Source organism: Streptomyces sp. NPDC039462, from assembly GCF_055639375.1.
In genome coordinates this window covers 775,135-796,824 of the sequence record NZ_JBVKAO010000003.1, presented here as the reverse complement: position 1 = coordinate 796,824, position 21,690 = coordinate 775,135, and the positions used below count along the sequence as shown (strand labels likewise).

Genomic DNA, 21,690 nt, shown 5'->3' with positions numbered 1-21,690 from the left:
GGGTCAGTACGGCCGGTCGCCCGCGATCGCGACGCGCTCCGCGACCCGCCGGTGCGGGGCGTAGTCGTCGACGGCATAGTGCTGCGTGGCGCGGTTGTCCCAGAAGGCGACGTCGCCCGCCTGCCAGTGGAACCGCACCTGGTACTCCGGCACATGGGCCTGCCGCACGAGGTAGCCGAGCAGCCGGTCGCTCTCCTCGCGCTCCATGCCGACGATGTGCGTGGTGAAGGAGGTGTTGACGAAGAGCATCCGCCGCCCGGTCTCCGGGTGGGTGCGCACGACGGGGTGGGTGACGGGCGGGAACTCCTCCTGGAGCGGGGCGAGCTTCTCGGGACCGTAGAAGCGGGCGAAGCCGGGGATGAAGTCGTGCACGGCGTGCGCCCCGTCGATGCGCGCCTTGACGGTCTCGGGAAGGTTGTCGTACGCGGCCGCCATGTCCGCCCACATCGTGTCCCCGCCGAACGGCGGCACCTCGTGCAGCTGCAACACCGCGCCCAGCGCCGGGCGTTCGCGGAAGGTGACGTCGGCGTGCCAGACATTCTCGTACGTGGGTGTGGCGCTGCCGCCCTTGTCGAAGCGGACGACGTCGTCGGCGGAACCGCGCGCGAGCAGTGGATTGGTCTCCAGGTCGCCCCAGTTGAGGGCGAAGGCGCGCTGCTGCTCGGAGGTGATGCGGGCGCCGCGGAAGAACAGCACCTTCCACTCCAGCAGGGCGCGGTTCAACTCCTCGCGCAGGGCGGGTGTCAGCGGCCGCGCGAGGTCGACGCCGCGGATCTCGGCGCCGATGACACGGCCCTGGGGCACGACGTCGAAGAGTTCGTAGGGGCGTTCCTGCCAGTCGTCGGGCAGGCGGCGCAGGGTGCGACGGCCCTCGTACATGCCATCGGCGGGGACGCGTGCTTCACGCAGGGCAGGGGTCACAGGGCTCTGCGGCGCGGCAGCATTCATGGGGTCTGATCCTTCGGGTGCGGTACGGGCAGGCGTGCGTACGGAAAGGACTCCGTGGAGCCGAGGAGCTGACTCCGTGGAGCTGAGGAGCTGACTCCGTGCGGCTGTGGAGCTGACTCCGTGCAGCTAGCGGCCCGATCGCTCGCACCCGCGCCGCCACGGGACGCCGAACGTCCGGGTGGCGGCGGTCAGGTGCTGGATCATGGTGGTCATTGTGGGACGCGGACCCCTTCAGGTCAACCGCCCCGAGTCCGTGAGCACGGCACCCCGCTCAGGAGGGCAGCCGCAGCACTCCCCCGTACTCGTAGATCCCCTTGTTGGTCTCGGTCACGCCGAGGTACGGCACCAGGTCGGGGTCGACCGGTGCGAGGGGCGGCTGGTCGGGGTCCGGGCGCCAGTCGACGAGGTTCACCACGCCGGGCTCGACGGGCTCCAGGCCGTCCAGCAGCACGTCGACCTCGGCGGGCGTGCGGGTCTGCCAGGGCACGCCGCCGCCGGCGATGTGCTCGGTCATCCGCGCGCCGCGCTCGGGGTCGTCGCAGACGACCTGCGAGAAGCTCACGAAGCTGCCGGGAGCCGCCCGGTCGATGATCGTGCGCAGGATCCGCCGCGGGCCGTCGGCGTCGGTGAGGTGGTGTCCGACGGAGAGGAACAGCACGGCGACCGGCTCGTCGAAGTCGATGAGGCGCCGCACGTCGGCGTGTTCCAGGATCGCCTCCTGGTCGCGCATGTCGCCCATGATGACCGTCGTGGAGGAGTCGTCGGCGAGCAGGGCGCGGCCGTGGGCGAGGACGATCGGGTCGCTGTCGACGTAGACGACGCGGGCGTCGGGGGCGAAGCGCTGGGCGACCTGGTGGACGTTGTCGTCGGTGGGCAGTCCGCAGCCCATGTCGATGAACTGGCGGATGCCGGCCTCACGGGTCAGGTACCGCACCACGCGGAAGAGCCATTCGCGGTTCTGCCGGGCGATGTCGACGACCTCGGGGAACGACGGCACGGTGGAGAGGATGAACTTCCGGTCCACCTCGTAGTTGTCCTTGCCGCCCAGCATCCAGCCGTAGCCGCGTGCCGACGTCGGGATGTCGTACGGAATGGACGGGCCGGCCACTGTCCCGGACGGATCGGCCACCGACTCGGACTGGTTGTCACTCGCCACAGCGCGCTCTCCACCTCTCCCGCGGGATTCACAGAACGTGTTCCTTGTCGCGACACTATCCGGAGATCCACGTTCGGGTGAACGAACTCCGGAAACTCCAACAGGCGTGTGCGAACCGGGCTTTGGCAGGGCCTGCGTGCCCCGTCCTCGTACCGGAGTTCCGGTACGGGCTGTGGCGTGTCCCACCCGCCGCCCATCCACGCCTCCACATGGCGGATGATCGGGGCTGAGAGCCATCCGCACCACCGGATCCGTACCACCCAGAGAGGACCTCCCCATGGAAGACCGCTTCGACGTCGTCGTGCTCGGAGCAGGACCCGGCGGCTACGTCGCCGCCATCCGCGCCGCCCAGCTGGGCAAGCGGGTAGCGGTCGTCGAGGAGAAGTACTGGGGCGGTGTCTGCCTCAACGTCGGCTGCATCCCGACGAAGGCCCTGCTGCGCAACGCCGAGCTGGCCCACCTCTTCACGCACGAGCAGAAGACGTACGGCATCAAGGTGGACGGGCAGGTGTCCTTCGACTACGGCGAGGCGTTCAGCCGCAGCCGCACGGTCGCGGACGGCCGGGTCAAGGGCGTCCACTTCCTGATGAAGAAGAACGGCATCACGGAGTTCGACGGCCGGGGCACGTTCCTGGACGCGAACACGCTGCAGGTCGCGAAGTCCGACGGCACGACCACCACGATCGGCTTCGACAACTGCATCATCGCCACCGGCGCCACGCCCCGGCTGCTGCCCGGCACGAGCCGCAGCGAGCGCGTGGTGACGTACGAGGAGCAGATCCTCGCCGACTCGCTGCCGCGGTCCATCGTGATCGCGGGTGCGGGCGCCATCGGCATCGAGTTCGCGTACGTCCTGCACAACTACGGCGTGAAGGTCACGATCGTCGAGTTCCTGGACCGCGTGGCGCCGCTGGAGGACGCGGACGTCTCGAAGGAGCTGGCCAAGCAGTACCGCAAGCTCGGGATCGACGTGCTCACCTCGACGCGCGTCGAGTCGATCGACGAGTCCGGCGAGCAGGTCCGGGTGACGGTCACGGGCAAGGACGGCAAGCAGCAGATCCTGGAGGCCGACAAGGTCCTGCAGGCCATCGGTTTCGCGCCGAACGTCTCCGGATTCGGCCTGGAGGCGACGGGCGTGGCGCTCACCGAGCGCGGTGCGATCGACGTCGACGGCCGCTGCCGCACGAACGTCCCGCACATCTACGCCATCGGTGACGTCACCGCGAAGCTGATGCTGGCGCACACCGCCGAGGCCATGGGCGTCGTGGCGGCGGAGACCCTCGCGGACGCCGAGACGATGGAACTCGACTACCCGATGATTCCGCGTGCCACGTACTCCCAGCCGCAGATCGCCAGCTTCGGCTGGACGGAGGCGCAGGCCAAGGAGAAGGGCTTCGACGTCAAGGTCGCGAAGTTCCCGTTCCAGGCCAACGGCAAGGCGCACGGCCTCGGCGACACCGTCGGCTTCGTGAAGATCATCAGCGATGCGAAGTACGGCGAGATCATCGGCGCCCACCTGATCGGACCCGATGTCACCGAGCTGCTCCCCGAGCTCACCCTGGCCCAGCAGTGGGACCTCACCGTCCACGAGGTCGCGCGCAACGTCCACGCGCACCCGACCCTGGGCGAGGCCGTCAAGGAAGCGGTGCACGGCCTGGCCGGGCACATGATCAACTTCTGACGGGTCCGCCGGTGCCGCCGGGCGCCCCGCCGCGACACGAGTGACCGAAAGTGAGTCGTTCGAGTGGCGGGGCCGCCCGGTCGGGCCGATCCTGGGCGGAACACGACTGTGATGCCTCGGGGGCGAGGAGAGGCAGTAGCCGATGTTCTCTGGCCTGGGCCGATTCGTGGTGCGCCGCCCCTGGTGGATCATCCTGGTGTGGGTGGTGGCGGCAGGCGCCGTGATCTCACTGGCGCCGAAACTGACCTCCAGCAGCGACGAGGCGAGTTTCCTGCCCGATCACTACGAGTCCATTCGCGCCTCGGACGTGCAGGAAAAGGAATTCCCCAAACAGCAGAACATCGGCGCGATCATCGTCTTCCAGCGCTCCGACGGCGAGAAGCTGACGGCCGCCGACTCCGCCGACGTGGAGCGCGTCTCGAAGGACCTGCAGAGCCGGAAGATTCCCGAGGTGCAGGCCGTCGTGCCCGGCGAGGTCTCGCCCAACAAGCAGGTGCAGACGTCCGTCGTCGCGATGCCGAAGATCACCGACCCCGAGGACACCTCGCAGCAGGACGCCGTCAAGGAGCTGCGGGACGGTCTTCAGCCCGAGTTGAAGGGGACGGACCTGTCGGCCGGGATCACCGGCTCGGCGGCGCAGGCGCTCGACGAGAGCGACGCGTCCGAGCGGGCGGGCCTGCTCGTCGGCGTCGGCACGATCGTGATCATCATCGTGCTGCTGCTCGTGATCTTCCGCAGCCCCATCATCGCGCTGCTGCCGGTCGTCCTCATCGGACTGATCTCGCCGATGGCGACCGGTCTGATCGCCTCCGCCAACAAGGCCTTCGACATGAAGGCGGACTCCTCCATCCAGGAGCTCCTGACCGTCGTCCTGTTCGGCGTCGGCACGGACTACATCCTGTTCCTGCTCTTCCGCTACCGGGAGGCGCTGCGCGCGGGCGAGGATCCCAAGAGCGGCATGGTGCACGCCGTCGAGCGGGTCGGTGAGGCCATCACGTCGGCGGCGGGCGCCGTCATCGTCGCCTTCGCCGCGCTGACACTGTCCTCGCTCGGCATGCTGCAGTCGATGGGCCCGGCCCTCGCCATCGCGGTGTTCGTGACGCTGCTCGCCGGACTCACGCTCGTCCCCGCGGTGGTGTCGCTCCTCGGTACGAAGGTGTTCTGGCCCTCGAAGTCCTGGCAGCGGGAGCCGCACGGGACCGGGTTCGCCAAGCTCGGCGCGTCCATCGCCCGCAAGCCCGCCGTGTGGACGCTGGTCTCCGCGCTGTTCATGGGGGCGCTCACGCTCGGCGCGCTCGGCTACAAGGCCAACTTCGACCTGGCCGGCTCCTCGCTCCCCAAGGACAAGGAGTCGATGGTCGCCCTGGACAACCTCCAGAAGGGTTTCCCCGCGGGCACCACCGACCCGACCTCCGTGTACCTCACCTCGACGACCGACAGGCCCGTGCCGAAGGCGCAGGCCGACGCGTTCCGCGAGCGGCTCTCCGGTGTCGGGGGCGTGGGCGAGGTCGGGGCGCCGCGGCTGAGTCCGGACCGTACGACCGCCTCGTACTCCGTGATCCTCTCGGACCCGCCGGCCTCCGACAAGGCGCTGGCGACCGTCAAGGACCGGCTGCGCCCTGCCGCCCACGAGGACGCGCCGGACGGCACGAAGGCGCTCGTGGGCGGCACGACCGCGGTGTACGTCGACATCAACAGGGCGGTGGACCGCGACTATTCGGTGGTCTTCCCCGTGGCGGCGCTCGCCATCATGGTGATCCTCGGCCTGCTGCTGCGCAGCCTGGTCGCGCCCTGGTACCTGATGCTGTCCGTCGCGCTCGGCTTCGGCGCGACCCTCGGCGCGACCTCCCTGCTCTTCCAACAGCTGGGCAGCCAGCCCGGGTTGATGTTCATGCTGCCGGTGATCATGTACTTGTTCGTGGTCGCGCTCGGCACGGACTACAACATCCTCATGGTGTCGCGGCTGCGCGAGGAGGCCCGCGAGGGCCGCGGCCCGCACGACGCCGCGGGCACGGCGGTGCGGCACTCGGGGCCGACGATCGGCTCGGCGGGCGTGATCCTCGCGGGGACGTTCGCGACGCTGATGCTCGCGGGCAACTCGACGCTCTCCCAGATGGGCTTCTCGCTCTCCTTCGGCATCCTCATCGCCGCGTTCGTCATGGCGTTGATCTTCACCCCGGCGCTGACCGCGCTCATCGGGCACGCGGCCTGGTGGCCCGGCCACGGCGACGAGAAGCGCACCGGGCGCAGTGGGTCCGCCCCGCAGGACCCGGACGAGCAGCGCCTCGGAGGCGCGACGCGCAGCCGCTGAGCCCTCGGGCGTCACGCGGACGCCTCGGAGCGCACGATCCCCGTCAGCATCCCGCTCAGTGCCACGCACACCACGCCCGCGCCGATGGCCAGGCACACCCGGGCGACCCCGAATCCGGCCGCCCCCGCGGTGACGGCGGCGGCTCCCAGCGGGCCGAGGGAGTAGTGCGTCGTCCAGAACGCCGCCGTGACCCGCCCGAGGAGGTGACCGGGCGTCACCTCCTGGCGCAGGGACATGGAGCAGATGCCGGCGACGCCGGTGGCGAGCAGCATGCCCGCCGAGAGCGCGCCGATCACCGGCACGCTGTCGGTCAGTCCGAGACACCCGACGGCGACGCCGCCCAACGCGGTGGCGCCGACCCAACTCGGTCCGAAACCGAGGCCCTTGCGCACCCTGGTGACCACGAACGAAGCGAGGAAAGTGCCGACGGTGCCCGCGCTCAGCACATAGCCCACCGTGTCGTCCCCGTACCCGAGGTCCTTCTTGACGCGGAAGATGATGACGTCGGTCATGCCGTGCGTGAGGAAGATGACCAGGGACAGCAGTACGGTCAGCGGGCGCAGGACGGGGTGTGCCCACAGGAAGCGGATACCTGCGAGGAACTCTCCGCGCAGGCCCCCGCCGGCCACCCCCTCTGACGCCTTCTCCTCGTCGCCCTCGGGTGGCAGCGTCGGCCGCAGCCGGACGAGGAGGAGTCCGGCGGCGGACACCGCGAAGGTGGCGGCGTCGATCCCGATGGCGGCCACGGGGCCGAACGCCGCCGCGACGAAGCCCGCGAGAGCGGGTCCGCCGACCGTCGCCACCGCATAGGAGCCGAAGAGGTGGGCGTTGGCCCCGGTGATCTGGTCCGGTTCGACGATGGCGGGCACCACGGCCACGTACGTCACCTGGAAGAGCATCGCGAAGCCGCCGGTGAGCGGAACGACCGTGTAGATCAGCCACATCGGCGTCGCGAAGAGCCAGACCAGCGGGATCAGCGCGTACAACAAGCAGCGCGCCACGTCGGAGAGCATCAGGAGTCGGCGCCGGTCGAACCGGTCGGCGATCACACCGGCGAAGAGTCCCGTGACGATCGACGCGACGCCCGTCGCCCCGGTGACCAGGCCCATCTGGATGACCGAGCCGGTGCTGTGCAGCACGAGCAGCGGTATCGCCACGAAGGAGAACGAGTCGCCGAGGGCGGAGAAGGTCTGGATGAGGAGGAAGACGCGGTAGTTGCGGTTCCGCCACAGGGAGACCGTCGGGGGGCGGTCGGTCACCGCCGCGCACCGGAGCGTTCCGCGGCCAGGGCGGCGGCGACCGCCTCGCGGCCCGCCCGATGGAACACCCGTTCGTTCGCGTCGACCGCGTGCACCCAGGCGCGGTGCACCCGCACGGTCCGCGTCTCCCCCGCGAGCCCTTCGCGCACACCCTCCTCCAAAGATTCGGCGAGTCCGGCGTCGAGCACTTCGGTGCTGATCGGGTTGACGAAGGCGTACGTCCCCGGCTCCCGCTCCACGTCGAGGGTGACCCGCGCCCAGCCGCCGCAGCTGGTCTGGCTCCCTGCGGTGGCGGTTTTGATCGGGGTGGTGACCGCGGCAGCCGTGGCGAGGGTGACCGTCGGGTCCAGCATCGGGACGCGCCCCGTCAGATGGCCGCTCGCCCACACCGACTCGAAGCCGAGTTCCTCCGCCCGGCGCGCGGCCGTGGCGAACTCCCCCGCCTGCCGCCGCCCTTGCCCCTCCGCCGCCAGCGCCGGCAGGAAGACCCCGATGTCAATGGCCACTGCCCCTCCCCTCCGTCGACCCGGACGTGAACGTTAGTGCAAGTTGCCATTTCGCGGAAAGTGTGAGCACAGCCCGAAGGCGTCCACGCACCCTCATTGCTCACAGCTCGAACGAAAATGCAAGTGAAATCGATAAACCCCAGAAAAGTCGGCAGCCTAGGAAATCAAGCGAAAAGTCAAGTCCGTCGCCGCATGCACTTGCATTTCCCTTGCACGCTCTCTACCAGCGTCTTTCAAGTGTTAGGGTTTCCTCTTGTCCCGAGCCGGGCCGCCTTTTCGTCGGCGCACCGCTCGGCTTGCGCAGCAGTGATCCGCCCCTTTGCGGCGGGTCGCCGCAGCCCCTCACACCGGAATGGGAGAAGGCCTTCCACGCCTGATTCCCGTTCCGGCGGAATGTGTCCACGCCTCGTTCTGGAGCTCTTTCATGTCTGCTGACAGCACGGCTGTCACCACTCCCTCACCGGCGGGCACGGCCGGTGGCCCACCCGGCGCCGGCCGGCACCTCGGCCTGGCCTTGTTCGTGATCGCCGCGGCCCAGCTGATGGTGGTGCTCGACGGCACCATCACCAACATCGCGCTGCCCAGCATCCAGACCGCGCTGGAGGTGTCCGACGCGAACCTCGCGTGGATCGTCAACTCCTACGCGCTGGCCTTCGGCGGGTTGCTGCTCCTCGGCGGCCGGGCGGGGGACCTCTTCGGCCGACGGCGGATGTTCCAGGTGGGCATCGCCGTGTTCACCCTGGCATCGCTGCTCGGCGGGCTCGCCCCGAACGAGGGCCTGCTCATCGGCGCACGCATCCTCCAGGGCGTCGGCGCGGCGGTCGCGGCGCCCAGCGCCCTCTCCCTGATCGCCACGACGTTCCCCGAGGGCAAGCCGCGCAACAAGGCGATGGGGGTCTACGCCGCGATGGCCGGCATCGGCGCCACCGTCGGCCTGCTGCTCGGCGGTGTCCTCACCGATGTCCTGGACTGGCGGTGGGTGTTCTTCGTGAACATCCCCATCGGGCTTGCCGTGCTCGCCGGGACCAAGACGCTCGTCGAGGCCGAACGCCACCCGGGCCGCCTCGACCTGCCGGGCACGCTCACCGGCACGGGCGGCCTGATAGCCCTGGTCTACGGCATCACGCGCGGCGGCGAACACGGCTGGACCGACAGCCTGACGCTGTCCTGCTTCGCCGTCGCCGCCGTCCTGCTCAGCGCCTTCCTGCTCATCCAGAGCCGGACCGCGGACCCGATGATGCCGCTGCGGCTCTTCAAGGACCGCAACCGCTCCGGCTCCTTCGCCACGATGCTGTTCATCGGCGCAGGCATGATGGCCACCTTCTACTTCCTCACCCTGTACATGCAGCTGATCCTGGGCTACAGCGCGGTCAAGACCGGCTTCGCCAACCTGCCGTTCAGCCTCGGCATGGGTGTCGCGGCGGCCCTCAGCGCCAAGCTGGTCACCCGCCTCGCTCCCCGCGTGATCGCCGGGCCCGGTCTGCTGGTGGCGGCCGGGGGCATGTTCTGGTTCGCCACGCTCACCCCGGACTCGTCGTACGCGGGGCATCTCATGCCGGCGATGTTCGTGACCGCGCTCGGCCTCGGCATGGGCTTCGTCCCGATGACGCTGGGCGCCGTCAGCGGCGTCGACCACCAGGAGACGGGCATCGCCTCCGCGCTCCTGAACACCGCCCAGCAGATCGGCGGCGCCCTGGGCCTCGCCGTCCTCGCGACCATCTCCACCTCGGCAGCCAACGACCGGCTGCCCGAAGCGGCCGCCTCGTTCTACCGGGGCGTGGCCACGAAGGACCACGGCCTGGTGGCCGAGGCGGCCGACGCGCTGACCCACGGCTACACGCTGGCCTTCGTGGGCGCGGGCGTCATGTTCCTGGCGGGCCTCGCCGTGACCGCGCTCGCCATCAACGCCCGGAAGCAGGAGACGGCCGAGGGCGCGGCGCCCGTCCACATGGGCTGAAACACATGGGCGGAAGCCGCGGCCTGCCGCGGCGGCCGGGCCGGGCCGGGCCCGACCGGCTAGGGCTTCCAGTCGCCGAGCCAGTCGGCGGTCTCCTGGTCCGCGGCCTGGGCGTCCGTGAGGTGCGGGCGGTCTCCGTTGGGGCCGCCCGCGCCGGGGCCGGTGTTCTTGTACTCGGCGAAGCGGTCGTCTTTCCAGGAGAAGCCGCCCATGTCGGTCCAGGGAGCCGTCTTGACGGCCGCGCCGAGCTTGCTGTCTCGGATGGTGGCCTGCGGGTCCAGGCTCGCGTCGCCTCCGGCGTGCCAGGGGCGGCCGAGGTGGAAGCTCCGCGCGGTGACGTCACCGTCGATGGTGGTGCGGGTGATGAGGAAGCCCTTGCGTCCGGCCGGGGTGCTGGGCGCGGTGACGTATCCGGCCGAGGTGCCGTTCCAGCGCTTCTTCAGGGTGAGGATGGACTTGTCGATGACCGCGGTGGCGCGGCCGAAGACGAAGTCGGTGTTGCCGATGACGTAGGAGTTGGTCATGTGGACCCGGCCCGTCCTGTCCTTCGCGGCCGTGTCGAGGAGCAGCGTGTCCTGGTCGCCGCTGACGATGAGGGAGTCGAGGCGGACCCGGTCGGCGGCGGTGCGCAGCGCCACGGCCTGGTGTCCGTCCAGGTTCTGGTTCCGCGCCTCGTCGAAGTCGTTGGAGATGGTGAGGTTGCGGGCCTGGAAGTCGTCGGCCTCCACGGCGACGGTGGCGCTGCCGCCGGTGCCGTACGTACCCCCGCCGGGCTTGGTCATCCCGGAGGCGTGGCCCTCGACGATGACGGTGTCCTTGCGGCTGGTGCCGGTGCCCTCAAAGGTGACGTGGGGCTTGTTCGACGGGACCTTCACCGTCTCGCGGTACGTGCCGGGCGCGATCCGGATCACGACGCGCGAGGAGTTGCCCGCCGGGACGGCGTCGACGGCCTTCTGCACGCTCGTGTACCGGCCGCTGCCGTCCTTGGCGACGGTGAGGGTGCGATCGGCGCGGGCGCCGGCCGTCGTGCCGAGGGAACTCCGGGGGCCCGCGCCGGACTTGAGGAGCGCGGGGACGTCGGCCGCCTTGTCGAGCTTGTACTTGTAGTACGCCTTCGGGTCGAACGCCGTGCCGCCGCTCTCGTTGCGGCCGCTGGTCCTGGAGAAGACGTTGCCGCGCTGGACGAGGGCGGCGGTGGCGTCCTTGATGACCGGGTTGTTGATGCCCTGGAAGTAGCTGTTCTCCAGGACCATCTTCGTCCTGCCGCGCGAGTAGTTGCCGTACGACGAGGTGATGTCGGTGCCCGGGTCGTCCTGGAGGTAGTTGTTGTACAGGTGGGCGTGGGCGACGTTGTCGGTCGACGGGTTGCGCTGCTCGGTCTCGCGGAACCAGTTGTGGTGGATCGTGAGGTCGGCGGTGGCGTTCTCGGTCCAGCCGATGCCGAAGGTCTTGTTGTTGTCGCTCAGCTTGTTCCAGGACACGGTCACGTAGGTGGTGTCCTTGCGGCTGTCGATCAGACCGTCGGCCATGTGCCGCAGATCGTTGTGGTCGATCCACACGTGGTGCGCGCCGTCCATCTGGATGGCGTCCCAGTCGTGCTCCTTGTCGTTCCAGATGCCGTCGTACGAGTCCCGGATCGTGAGGTTCCGGATGATCACGTTGTGGACGCCCCGGCCGAGGAAGAAGCCGCCGCCGACGAGCTGTCCGGAGGTGCCCGCGCCCACGATCGTCTTGTCGGAGGCGACCTTGATCTCCTTGCCCTTGGGGTCCATGGTGATCGTCGCGGCCACGACGATGACGTACGGCTCCGGGGCGGTCGCGTACTTCTCCAGCTCGGCGAGGCTCCGCACGGTGACGGTCTTCCCGTCCCGGCCGCCGTACGTCCCCTTCTGCCCCAGCGCGTGGACCGACGCGAAGCCGTCGGCGGTGTCGTCGGCCCAGGCCGGGGCCGCCGCGGTGGCGGCGGCCGCGCGGGGCTGCGCCTCCTCGCCGAACGCGCCGAAAGCCGTGCCGTACGCCATCGCGCCGGCCGCGGCGACGGCCAGCGGGGCGCCCACCAGAAGGGCCCTCTTCTTTCTGCGGTGTCGCGCCTTGCCATGGAGGTCGGTCATGCGTCGCTTCCCGTCTGTCGTACGTGGGGGGCGCCCGTGTCCGGTGGACCGGGCCGCTGAGCAGTCGCCGCCGAAGGCACAGAAGGTTGCCCGTCGATACAATTTTTTTGCGAGGTGTCGAGAACGCGCCGTCCGCTCCGACGTCTCCTGTGAAAGTCACCCGCGAGGGGTGACGGCGCAGCCGAGGAGCGAAGTCATGAAGTATCTGGTGATGGTGCAGGGCTCGCAGGCCGACTACGAAGCGATGGCGGGCAAGCCGTCCGCGGACAGTCCGGCGTGGAGCGAGAAGGAACTGCAGGCGATGTTCGCGTTCATGAGCGAGGTCACCAACGACCTCGCCGAGTCCGGTGAGCTCATCGACGCGCAAGGGCTCACGGAGCCGGCGCAGACCCGCTTCGTCAGCAGGGACAAGGACGGCCGCCCCGTGATCACGGACGGTCCCTACGGCGAGACGAAGGAGGTGCTCGCCGGGTACTGGCTGCTCGAATGCGCGAGCCTGGAGCGCGTCACCGAGATCGCACAGCGCATCAGCGAGTGCCCCGGACCGGAGGGCGTCGTCGACCCGCCCGTCGTGATCCGTCCCGTGCAGGACTCCTCGGGAGGCGAGTGTTGAGACGTACGGCCCATTCCTCGGGGGACGGGCGTTGAGACGTACGACCGGGGTCGAGGATCTGCTGCGCCGGCACGCGCCGCAGGTCCTCGGCGCGCTCGTACGCCGGTACGGGCACTTCGGCGCCGCCGAGGACGCCGTGCAGGAGGCGCTGCTCGCGGCGGCGCGGCAGTGGCCGGACTCCGGAGTGCCGGACAATCCGCGGGGCTGGCTGATCAAGGTCGCCTCGCGCCGCCTCATGGACCAGCTGCGCGCCGACGAGGCACGGCGGCGGCGCGAGGAGGACGCGGCGCGCCTCACGCCCCGGGACGCGTTCACCGCTCCCCCGCCGGGCGAGAGCCGCGCCCCGGCCGACGACGACACGCTCACGCTGCTGTTCCTGTGCTGTCATCCGCAGCTGACTCCGGCCGCGCAGGTCGCGCTGACCCTGCGCGCCGTCGGCGGTCTGACCACGGCCGAGATCGCCCGGGCGCATCTGGTGCCCCAGGCGACGATGGCGCAGAGAATTAGCCGGGCGAAGGCGCGGATCAAAGGGGTGCCCTTCTTGCAGCCGGGGCCCGAGGACCGCGACGCGCGGCTCACCGTGGTCCTCCAGGTGCTCTACCTGATCTTCAACGAGGGCTACACGGCGACCTCCGGCGAGGCCCTGCACCGCGCGGAACTCGCCCGCGAGGCGATCCGCCTGGCGCGTTCGGTACGCCGCCTCCTGCCCCACGAGGGCGCGGTGACGGGTCTGTTGGCGCTGATGCTGCTCACCGAGGCCCGCGGCGCGGCGCGGACGGGGCCGCACGGCGAGCTGATCCCGCTCGACGAGCAGGACCGCACCCGCTGGGACCGGGAGGCGATCACCGAGGGCACGGCGCTCGTCGAGGAGGCGCTGTCCCAAGGGCCGCCCGGCGCCTATCAGTTGCAGGCGGCGATCGCGGCGCTGCACGACGAGGCGGAGCACGCGGAGGCCACCGACTGGCCGCAGATCCTCGCCCTGTACGACGTTCTCGTACGCCGCGCGCCCGAGCCGATGGCCGAGCTGGGACATGCCGTGGCCTACGCGATGGTGCACGGGCCCCGGGCCGGGCTCGGTGAACTGGCCCCGCTGGAGGACCGACTGAAGGGCCATTACCGCCTGGAGGCCGTGCGCGCCCATCTGCTGGAGAAGGCGGGCGACACCGAAGGGGCCCGCGCCGCCTACCAGTTGGCGGCCCAGGGCACCCTCAGCCGCCCCGAGGCCCACTACCTTCAGACGCGCGCCGCCAGACTGGCTCCCTGAGCGGGGACCGCGCCGAGCGGCGCGCAGTGTTCGGCGACGGTGTCGGCGAAGGCGCGGGCCAGCGGGCTCAGCGCGTCCCAGCGGCGCACCGCCCAGCCCACCGAGAGCGGCGGCAGCTCCGGGACCGGGACAAGGCAGAGGCCCGCGGGGCCGCTCTCGCGCCAGCCGGGCAGCGCGGGCACGACGGCCTGGCCGAGCCCGAGCTCGGCGAGGAGGACGGCGGTGTCCCAGTCGGCGACGCTGGTGACGGTCGGCAGCACCACATCCAACTGGCCGAGGTGCGCGTCGAGTTGACCGCGCGAAGTCGAGCCCTCCGGGGGTGTGATGAGCTGTCCCGAGGCCAGCTCGGCGGGCTCGACGCGCGGGCGGCCGGCCAGCGGGTCGTCGGTCCGGACGGCGAGGACCCAGGGCAGCTCCACGACGGGCCGCTGCTCGATGCCGCGCACGGGTTCGCCGAGAGTGATCCAGGCGAGGTCCAGGTCGTCGGCGGCGAGCGCGTCGAAGCAGCCGCGGCTGGAGCTCACGGTCTGGAATTCCAGGCTGACGCGCGGATAGCGGTCCCGGAAACCGACGACGGCTTCGGCCATGAAGTGCCGTACGGAGGTGGCCCCTGTGGTGATCCGTACCGCGCCGCCGTCGCCGCGCACCTGCTCGCGCAGCCGGCGCACGGCGAGGTCGATGCCGCCGATGCCGTCGGCGGCGGCTGCCCGCAGGGTGCGCCCGGCCGAGGTGGGCACGACGCCCCGCGCGTGCCGCTCCAGGAGACTGACGCCGAGCTCCCGCTCCAGGCGTTTGACGTGCTGGCTCACCGCCGACTGCGTACAGGACAGGTCGCGGGCCACGGCACTGAGGCTGCCTGCGCGGCACACGGCGATGAAGATGCGAAGGTCGTCGAGGGTCACGAGGGCGAAGTTATCCCTTGGAGGGCTACAAGGAAACCTGAGGATTGACTTGGGTTTTCGCCGTGCACCAAGATCGTCCATGGCCCGGGCGGCGACCCGGCGACGGGCGTCGACCCGGGGTTCATGGATCCCCGGGGGCGCGGGCCATCGACTCGGGAAAGGTGACGTGTGGAAGCGCTCGAGATGGTGGCCGTCGGGGCCGCCGGTGTCGCGGCCGGCGGGCTCAACGCGGTGGTCGGGTCCGGCACCCTCATCACCTTCCCCACCCTGATGGCGTTCGGCCTCCCGCCGGTGCTCGCCAACGTGTCGAACAACCTCGGCCTGGTGCCGGGCACCCTGAGCGCCGCGTACGGCTACCGCCGTGAAATGAAAGGGCAGTTGAGACGCCTGGTCCGGTTCGGCGCGGCCTCCCTCATCGGCGGCCTGATCGGCGCGCTGCTCCTCCTGCGACTCCCCGCGGACGCCTTCCAGGCGGTGGTCCCGGCGCTCATCCTGACCGCGTGCCTGCTGGTCCTGCTGCAACCCTGGCTGAACCGCAGGCTCAAGAACCGCCGGAGCGAAGCGAACCGCGACGGCGGCGCCCCCATGTGGTGCGGAGTCCTCGTCACCGGCGTCTACGGCGGCTACTTCGGCGCGGCCCAAGGCGTGCTGCTCATGGCGCTCTTCGGCACCTTCCTCCCGGACGACCTGCAACGCCTCAACGCCGCGAAGAACGTCCTCGCCTCCCTCGTGAACGGTGTCGCGGCCGTCGTCTTCATCGCCGTCGCGGACATCGACTGGACGGCGGCCGGCCTGATCGCCGCGGGTTCGACAGTGGGCGGCCTGATCGGCGCCCGCTTCGGGCGCAAGCTCCCGCCGCTGGCCATGCGCACGTTCATCGTCGTCGTGGGGACGACGGCTTCAGTGATCATGCTCATGCAGTAGCGACGACGTAACGCAGGTCACAGCCCCGGCCCCCCGGGTCAGGGAACCCCGATCCATGGTTTATCGTTGAACATGATGTGACCCCGACCGAGATTCCCCCGTCCGGTCGGGGTCACATTCCATTCATGGGGACGTCTTCCCCTGTTTTCACGCCTTCGAGGGCGAATATGCCAACCGCACCGCGTCACACACGCCCGGGCGGCATCATGCGTCCATGGACGGTGCCAAGCCTGTGCAGGTCTTGTTCACGCCCGATGAGTACGCCGCGATCGCGCGTCACGCGGATCACCTCGGGATGCCGGTGGCCGAGTTCGTCCGCCGCGCCGTGACCGTCCGGACCGAGGAGCGGTCCGGCCCGTGCCAGACGTCCGACAGCCGGCGCGGAGCGGCCGTTCCGCCGGTCCAGCGGGGGCTGGGGAGGGACGGGACGCCCGCGCTCAAGCGGTTCCTCGACACCCTAGCCACCTCGGCCGAGCCGAAGGCCCTGGGAGGCGAGCGGGACCGGTGAGAGGTCGGGGCGGGAGTCAGCTGCTGAGGGTGATCTCCGGCTTGTAGAGGTCCAGCCAGAGCGCCAGGTCGAGCGTCCGCTCCAGGTCACGGCGGGAGGCCTGGGTGATCTGCGGCGCCTCCCGGTCGGCGGCCCGCGCGGCCCGCTCGCGGTCCACCAGATCGAAGACCGGGTGGCCGGGCCGGGCGAGCAGTTCCTTGACGTGGCCCTGGAGCGCGACCGCGTACTTGGGGTCCTGCGTCGACGGGTACGGGCTCTTCACCCGGTCGTAGACCGACCGCGGCAGCACATCGGCCGTCGCCTCCCGCAGCAGGCTCTTCTCCCTGCCGTCGAAGGACTTCAGCGCCCACGGCGTGTTGTACACGTACTCGACCAGACGGTGGTCGCAGAACGGGACGCGCACCTCGAGGCCGACGGCCATGCTCGCGCGGTCCTTGCGGTCCAGCAGGACGCGGACGAATCGCGTCAGGTGCAGATGGCACATCTTCCGCATCCGGTACTCGAAGTCGCTCTCGCCGTCCAGGCGTTGGATACCGGCGACGGCCGTCGCGTAGCTCTCCTTGATGTACGCGGGGAGGTCGAGCGCGGCGGTCAGGTCGGAGCGCAGGACACCGGCGTCGTCCCCGAAGTGGTCGGCGAACCGCACCAGCCAGGGGAAGGTGTCGGCCGTCCGCGCCGTCTCGTCGAAGAACTGCAGATAGCCTCCGAAGACCTCGTCCGCGGACTCCCCCGACAGCGCCACCGTGGAGTGCTCGCGGATGGCGCGGAAGAGGAGGTAGAGGGACGCGTCCATGTCGCCGAAGCCCATGGGGATGTCCCGTGCGCGGATCATCTTGGCGCGCACGTCCGGGTCGGCGAGGGCGTGCGAGTCCAGGACGATGTCGCGGTGCTCGGTGCCTGCCGACTTCGCCACGTCGTGCACGAAGGGCATGTCGGGCGTGGAGCGCAGCTCGTCGGCGACGAAGTTGTCGGCCTGGCCGACGAAGTCGACCGCGAAACTCCGCACCGTCTCGCCCGTCTCGGCCAGCTGACGCGCCGCGAGTGCCGTCATCGCCGAGGAGTCGAGGCCACCGGAGAGCAGCGTGCAGCGCGGCACGTCGGAGACGAGCTGGCGGCGCACGATGTCGTCGAGGAGCTCCCGCACCTTCGCGACGGACGCGTCGCGGTCGTCGGTGTGCGGACGCGTCTCCAGCGACCAGTAGACGTGCCGCCGCAGCCCCGCGCGGTCGACCGTCACGACGGTGCCGGGCTCGACCTCCCGCATGCCGTCCCACACGGCGTGCCCGGGCGTCTTGACGACCGTGAAGACCTCCCGCAGGCCGTCCAGGGTGACGCGGCGGCGGGCCAGCGGGTTGGCGAGGATCGCCTTGGGCTCGGAGCCGAACAGGACGCCGTCGGACGTCTCGTAGTAGTAGAAGGGCTTGATGCCCATGCGGTCCCGGATCATGACGAGCCTGTCGTGGCGCGCGTCCCAGATCGCGAAGGCGTACATGCCGTTCAGCCGCTCGGCGAGGGCCTCGCCCCATTCGAGATAGCCGCGCAGCACGACCTCGGTGTCGGACTCGGTGGTGAACCGGTGGCCGCGGCCCGCCAGTTCACGGCGGAGCTCGGTGAAGTTGTAGGTCTCGCCGGAGTAGACCAGGGCGACGGTGCCCGTCGGTGTCTCGACGGTCATGGGCTGGCGCCCGCCGGGCAGGTCGATGATCGCGAGGCGACGGTGTCCGAGCCCGGCGGGGCCGCCGGTCCACGTGCCGCGGTCGTCGGGACCGCGGCAGGACATCGTCTCCGTCATGGCGTCCAGGGTGGTGGACTCGGCCGTCAGATCACGGTCGAAGGAGACCCAGCCGGTGATGCCGCACATGCGCATTCCTTCCGCTCGCCGAACTAGGTGTATCTAGCACCTATATAGGCAGAGTGCGCCTCCGATTGCGTACGGTCAACGCGCCGACTGCGCGGCCGTCTCACCGACCCCGACGATTCCGGCCGCTTTTTACCAAGGCCAGAGCCGCGTCGAGCAGGGGTAGCCCCCTTTCGATCCGCCCCGGCGCGCAAGCCGCCCCTTCAGCGGAACGAAACATTCCGGCCATCGGCAAAGACTTGTCAACGATCCCCCTTGGCCGCCCTCAACAGCCCTGCGGCATCCTCGCGCGCCTGCTCGACGGCGGCGGGGAACACCTGGAGGCCGTGCGCCACGAGCGCGCCCTCGTGCAGCAGCATCAGCGTCCGCCCCAGGCGCGCCGCCCCGCGCGGCGCGATCTCTGCCGCGAGATCGGTGAAGAGCGCGAGCATCCAGGCCTTCTGGCCGGTGATGACCGCGTACGCGGGGTGGCCGGGGTCACTGATCTCGGCGTGCGCGTTGACCATGCCGCACCCCTTGGCCGAGTGCTCATCGACCCAGTCCCGCAAGGCGTCGAAGACGGCCAGGATCCGGGCGCCCGGCGATGGCGCGACCTCCAGATACGGGGCGAGGAAGGCACGCCAGCGCTCGTCCCGGTCGGCTAGGTACTCGACGACGATCTGCTCCTTGGAGCCGAACCGGTCGTAGAGGGTCTTCTTGGTCACCCCGGCCTCGGCGGCGATCAGGTCCACCCCCACGGCGTGGATGCCTCGCTCGTAGAAGAGCCGCCCCGCGGCGTCGAGGGCGCGGCGCGCGCCCGGCGTCATGACGATGCGGCGCGGCGCCGCCACCCCGCCCGCTTCCGTTCCGTGCATGCCGTTGCTCACGAGTCCATCTTAAGCCTGCAGTAGACCGATCTGTATACTCGACGTTCCACTGAGGTATACAGATCGGTCTACTGGCTCACCGGCTCAGCCGCATCGCACGACGGGGAGGAATCCATGAACGTCCTGCTGTCGGCCGCATTCGTACTCACCTGGAGCTCCGGGTTCATCGGCGCCAAACTGGGCGCGGGCAGCGCGTCCGCGGTGACGATCTTGATGTGGCGCTTCCTGCCCCTGGCCGTGGTGCTCGGGCTCGCCGCCCTGGTCCTCGCGCGTGCCTCCTGGCGGGGCCTGACGGCGCGTGACCTCGGCCGGCAGGCGGCTGTCGGCGCGCTGTCGCAGAGCGGCTACCTCCTCACCGTGTACTACGCCATCCAGCTCGGCGTCTCCAGCGGGACCACCGCGCTGATCGACGGCACCCAGCCGCTCGTCGCGGGAGCCCTCGCCGGGCCGCTGCTCGGCCAGTACGTCTCCCGCACCCAGTGGATCGGGCTCGTCCTCGGCGTGAGCGGAGTCGTCATCGTCACCGCCGCCGACTTCTCCGGCGGTGGCGGCGCCCCCTGGTGGGCCTATCTCGTGCCGTTCCTCGGCATGCTCTCGCTGGTGGCGGCGACGTTCCTGGACCGGCGCGCACCCCGCCCGGTCGGCCCTTCGGTGTCGATGACGGTCCACTGCGTCACCAGTGCCGTGGTCTTCACGGGACTCGCGCTGGCGGCGGGAGCCGCGACGCCGCCCGCCGAAGCGTCGTTCTGGACGGCCATCGGGTGGCTGGTGGCGCTCTCCACGTTCGGCGGGTACGGCCTGTACTGGCTGATCCTGCGGCGCTCCGGGGTCACCCAGGTCAACACCCTCATGTTCCTCATGGCTCCGGTGACCGCGCTCTGGGGCGCCCTGATGTTCGGCGAGCCCTTCGGCCCGCAGACGGTGTCGGGCCTGGCCGTCGGACTCGCGGCGGTGGTGGTCGTACGGCGGGGTGCGGGCCGGTCCGCCGCAGTCGCGCCGGGGGACCGGGTCAGGGCGGGGTCGGGAAGGCCCGCACGGCGGGCGCGTACCGGTCGGTGATCTCGTCGGTCTCCGCGGCAGGTGAGCAGGTGAGCAGGTGAGCAGGTGACGACCATGTGGCGGCCGGGCTCGGCGCGGGCGGTGCCGTTACGTTCCTCCCCTCATGTCACCTTCCCTCCAGTGCCGTCCCCTCGGCGGACCCGCCGCGCCGGGTGGTCCGTCGTGCGGTCTCCGGGGCCGGTTCCGAAGGTATGGCCAGGGCGACGGCGCAGGCGATGAGTGCGACCGTTCCCGCCAGGGTGAACGCGAGGTGGTAGCCGCCCAGCGTGGGGACCTGCACGCCGTCGACCGACGACGTGTGCCGGACGAGCACGGCGGCGACCGCCGCGCTGGAGAGACTCTGGCCGATCGTCCGCATCAGGACGTTGACGCCGTTCGCGGACGCGGTCTGCTCCACCGGCACCGCCCGCAGGATCAGCGTGGGCAGCGCCGAGTACGCGAAGGTCGTCCCGGTCGCCACGACCGCGGCGCCGACCACGATCACCCACAACTCCCGGCTGTCCACGATGCGTACGAGATAGCCGAGCGCCATGATCGCGCCGCCGACGGCAAGGGTCACCCGAGGGCCACGAGCCGTCGAGACGCGGGCCGACACCGGCGACAGGACCAGCATGACCACTCCGTTGGGCAGCAGGCACAGGCCGGTCGCCACGATCGAGAGCTCCAGGCCGTAACCACTGCCGACGGGCGCCTGCAACAGCTGCGCGGTCAGCAACGAGTTGGCGTAGAAGGCGAATCCGGCGAGCAGCGCGGTCACGTGCGGCAGTGCCACGCGGCGCCCGGACGCCAGGCGCAGATCCACCAGGGGCTGTTCCGTCCGCAGCTGCGTGCGCCACCACAGGGGCAGGATGACGACGGCACCCGCGAACAGGCCGAGGACCGGGCCGCTCCCCCACCCCCACTGGCCGCCCTGCGACACCGCGAGCAGCAAGCAGACCAGTCCGGCCGTGAGGCCCAGCGCGCCCCGGATGTCGAAGCGCCCCGGTGAACGCACGGGTGACTCCCGCACGGCCCACCGGGTGAGGAGGAGACCGAGGGTGCTCAGTGCCGCTGTGGCCCAGAACATGGCGTGCCAGTCCGCGTACTGCACGATGAGCGCGGCCAGCGGCAGACCGAGTGCGGCGCCGATCCCGACCGTCGAGCTCATCAGGGCGACGGCGGAAGCGGTGCGCCGCGGCGGGAGTTCGTCCCGCAGGATGCTGATGGACAGCGGCACCACCGCGGCGGAGCCGCCCTGCAGGGCGCGCGCCGCGATCAGCAACCGGACGTCGGACGTGAGCGCGCAGAGCACCGAGCCCGTGGCCATCAGGCCGAGGGCGAGCAGCAGGACGCGGCGCTTGCCGTACATGTCGCCGGCCCGGCCGAGGACCGCGCCGGCCAGCAGCGTCGCGGTGACCAGCCAGGACACGACCCCGGCCGAACTGCCGGTCAGCCGGGGCAGATCGGGCAGCAGCGGCACGACCACCGTCTGCGTGACGGCCATGAGGATGCCGCCGAAGGCCAGGACGGGAACGGTCAGCCGGGCTCGCAGCCCCCGTGCGTCACCCGGTTCCGGAACGGACCCCATGACGTCTCCCCCGCCCGATCATCTCTCGGCCCCGCCCGCACACGGTGAATTCGAATTCACCGTAGTGGGTGAATGGCAATTCACCACCGGGAATTCGCCCCGCAATCTCCACCTCAATCTCTCCCTCCACCTCTACCGATGGAATCGAAGATTCTGTGGGTCGGACCGGATGATCCCCGGATCGCCCCGTGCCCGGCCCC

At 70.5% G+C, this 21,690-nt stretch carries 17 protein-coding genes; 8 read left to right on the top strand and 9 right to left on the bottom strand.

What is annotated here, in order from left to right:
• Positions 1 to 3: 3 nt before the first annotated feature.
• Together ACZ7LU_RS20775 and ACZ7LU_RS20770 are read right to left on the bottom strand one after the other, a co-directional pair.
• Complete coding sequence (locus ACZ7LU_RS20775) at positions 4 to 879, bottom strand: TauD/TfdA dioxygenase family protein (protein WP_471917774.1); 876 nt, start codon at positions 877 to 879, stop codon at positions 4 to 6.
• Between the two features lie 340 nt (positions 880 to 1,219).
• Entirely contained in the window at positions 1,220 to 2,104 is an 885-nt protein-coding gene (locus ACZ7LU_RS20770; protein ID WP_468716465.1) for an SAM-dependent methyltransferase, read from the bottom strand.
• A 277-nt stretch (positions 2,105 to 2,381) separates the two neighbouring features.
• On the opposite strand from ACZ7LU_RS20770, the gene lpdA reads away from it, so the two are divergent.
• Both lpdA and ACZ7LU_RS20760 read left to right on the top strand, forming a co-directional pair.
• Positions 2,382 to 3,785 carry a dihydrolipoyl dehydrogenase gene (gene lpdA, locus ACZ7LU_RS20765; RefSeq protein WP_468558359.1) on the top strand — a complete coding sequence of 468 codons (1,404 nt, stop codon included), beginning with the start codon at positions 2,382 to 2,384 and terminating at the stop codon, positions 3,783 to 3,785.
• Between the two features lie 142 nt (positions 3,786 to 3,927).
• Positions 3,928 to 6,096: an MMPL family transporter gene (locus ACZ7LU_RS20760; RefSeq protein ID WP_471917542.1), complete on the top strand. Its 2,169-nt coding sequence runs from the start codon at positions 3,928 to 3,930 to the stop codon at positions 6,094 to 6,096.
• Between the two features lie 11 nt (positions 6,097 to 6,107).
• Here ACZ7LU_RS20760 and ACZ7LU_RS20755 read toward each other — a convergent pair whose 3' ends face one another.
• A complete protein-coding gene (locus ACZ7LU_RS20755; protein WP_471917541.1) occupies positions 6,108 to 7,355 on the bottom strand; it encodes an MFS transporter in 1,248 nt (415 codons plus the stop codon).
• Entirely contained in the window at positions 7,352 to 7,861 is a 510-nt protein-coding gene (locus ACZ7LU_RS20750; protein WP_471917540.1) for an LLM class flavin-dependent oxidoreductase, read from the bottom strand. Before ACZ7LU_RS20750 ends, ACZ7LU_RS20755 begins: the two co-directional genes overlap by 4 nt.
• Positions 7,862 to 8,285: 424 nt before the next feature.
• Between ACZ7LU_RS20750 and ACZ7LU_RS20745 the strand changes: the two genes are divergently transcribed.
• Positions 8,286 to 9,818, top strand: coding sequence for an MFS transporter (locus tag ACZ7LU_RS20745; protein ID WP_468716475.1), 1,533 nt, complete (start codon positions 8,286 to 8,288; stop codon positions 9,816 to 9,818).
• A gap of 59 nt (positions 9,819 to 9,877) precedes the next feature.
• Here the strand turns inward: ACZ7LU_RS20745 and ACZ7LU_RS20740 are convergent, their stop codons facing one another.
• Entirely contained in the window at positions 9,878 to 11,929 is a 2,052-nt protein-coding gene (locus ACZ7LU_RS20740) for a pectinesterase family protein (protein ID WP_471917539.1), read from the bottom strand.
• Between the two features lie 196 nt (positions 11,930 to 12,125).
• Here ACZ7LU_RS20740 and ACZ7LU_RS20735 point away from each other — a divergent pair, with 196 nt between their 5' ends.
• Both ACZ7LU_RS20735 and ACZ7LU_RS20730 read left to right on the top strand, forming a co-directional pair.
• A complete protein-coding gene (locus ACZ7LU_RS20735; RefSeq protein ID WP_468088800.1) occupies positions 12,126 to 12,542 on the top strand; it encodes a YciI family protein in 417 nt (138 codons plus the stop codon).
• Positions 12,543 to 12,573: 31 nt separating this feature from the next.
• Positions 12,574 to 13,806, top strand: a complete 1,233-nt coding sequence (locus tag ACZ7LU_RS20730) for an RNA polymerase sigma factor (protein WP_471917538.1) — start codon at positions 12,574 to 12,576, stop codon at positions 13,804 to 13,806.
• Here the strand turns inward: ACZ7LU_RS20730 and ACZ7LU_RS20725 are convergent.
• Positions 13,776 to 14,708 carry a LysR family transcriptional regulator gene (locus ACZ7LU_RS20725; RefSeq protein ID WP_471917537.1) on the bottom strand — a complete coding sequence of 311 codons (933 nt, stop codon included), beginning with the start codon at positions 14,706 to 14,708 and terminating at the stop codon, positions 13,776 to 13,778. The genes ACZ7LU_RS20730 and ACZ7LU_RS20725 overlap by 31 nt on opposite strands.
• Before the next feature lie 168 nt (positions 14,709 to 14,876).
• Here ACZ7LU_RS20725 and ACZ7LU_RS20720 point away from each other — a divergent pair, with 168 nt between their 5' ends.
• On the top strand, positions 14,877 to 15,632 hold the full coding sequence (locus ACZ7LU_RS20720) for a sulfite exporter TauE/SafE family protein (protein ID WP_468558373.1): 756 nt from the start codon (positions 14,877 to 14,879) through the stop codon (positions 15,630 to 15,632).
• Between the two features lie 214 nt (positions 15,633 to 15,846).
• Complete coding sequence (locus ACZ7LU_RS20715; protein WP_471114770.1) at positions 15,847 to 16,140, top strand: plasmid mobilization protein; 294 nt, start codon at positions 15,847 to 15,849, stop codon at positions 16,138 to 16,140.
• 16 nt (positions 16,141 to 16,156) lie between these two features.
• On the opposite strand, the gene asnB is transcribed toward ACZ7LU_RS20715, so the two are convergent.
• Together asnB and ACZ7LU_RS20705 are read right to left on the bottom strand one after the other, a co-directional pair.
• The gene (gene asnB, locus ACZ7LU_RS20710; protein ID WP_471917536.1) at positions 16,157 to 18,001 is read right to left on the bottom strand and encodes an asparagine synthase (glutamine-hydrolyzing); all 1,845 of its coding nucleotides are present in this window, start codon (positions 17,999 to 18,001) and stop codon (positions 16,157 to 16,159) included.
• Positions 18,002 to 18,240: 239 nt separating this feature from the next.
• Positions 18,241 to 18,804 (bottom strand): TetR/AcrR family transcriptional regulator, encoded by a 564-nt coding sequence (locus ACZ7LU_RS20705; RefSeq protein ID WP_471917773.1) that lies wholly within the window; start codon positions 18,802 to 18,804, stop codon positions 18,241 to 18,243.
• A 174-nt stretch (positions 18,805 to 18,978) separates the two neighbouring features.
• On the opposite strand from ACZ7LU_RS20705, the gene ACZ7LU_RS20700 reads away from it, so the two are divergent.
• The gene (locus tag ACZ7LU_RS20700; RefSeq protein ID WP_471917535.1) at positions 18,979 to 19,923 is read left to right on the top strand and encodes a DMT family transporter; all 945 of its coding nucleotides are present in this window, start codon (positions 18,979 to 18,981) and stop codon (positions 19,921 to 19,923) included.
• Positions 19,924 to 20,029: 106 nt separating this feature from the next.
• Here ACZ7LU_RS20700 and ACZ7LU_RS20695 read toward each other — a convergent pair whose 3' ends face one another.
• Positions 20,030 to 21,490 carry an MFS transporter gene (locus ACZ7LU_RS20695; RefSeq protein WP_471917534.1) on the bottom strand — a complete coding sequence of 487 codons (1,461 nt, stop codon included), beginning with the start codon at positions 21,488 to 21,490 and terminating at the stop codon, positions 20,030 to 20,032.
• Between the last annotated feature and the right edge of the window lie 200 nt (positions 21,491 to 21,690).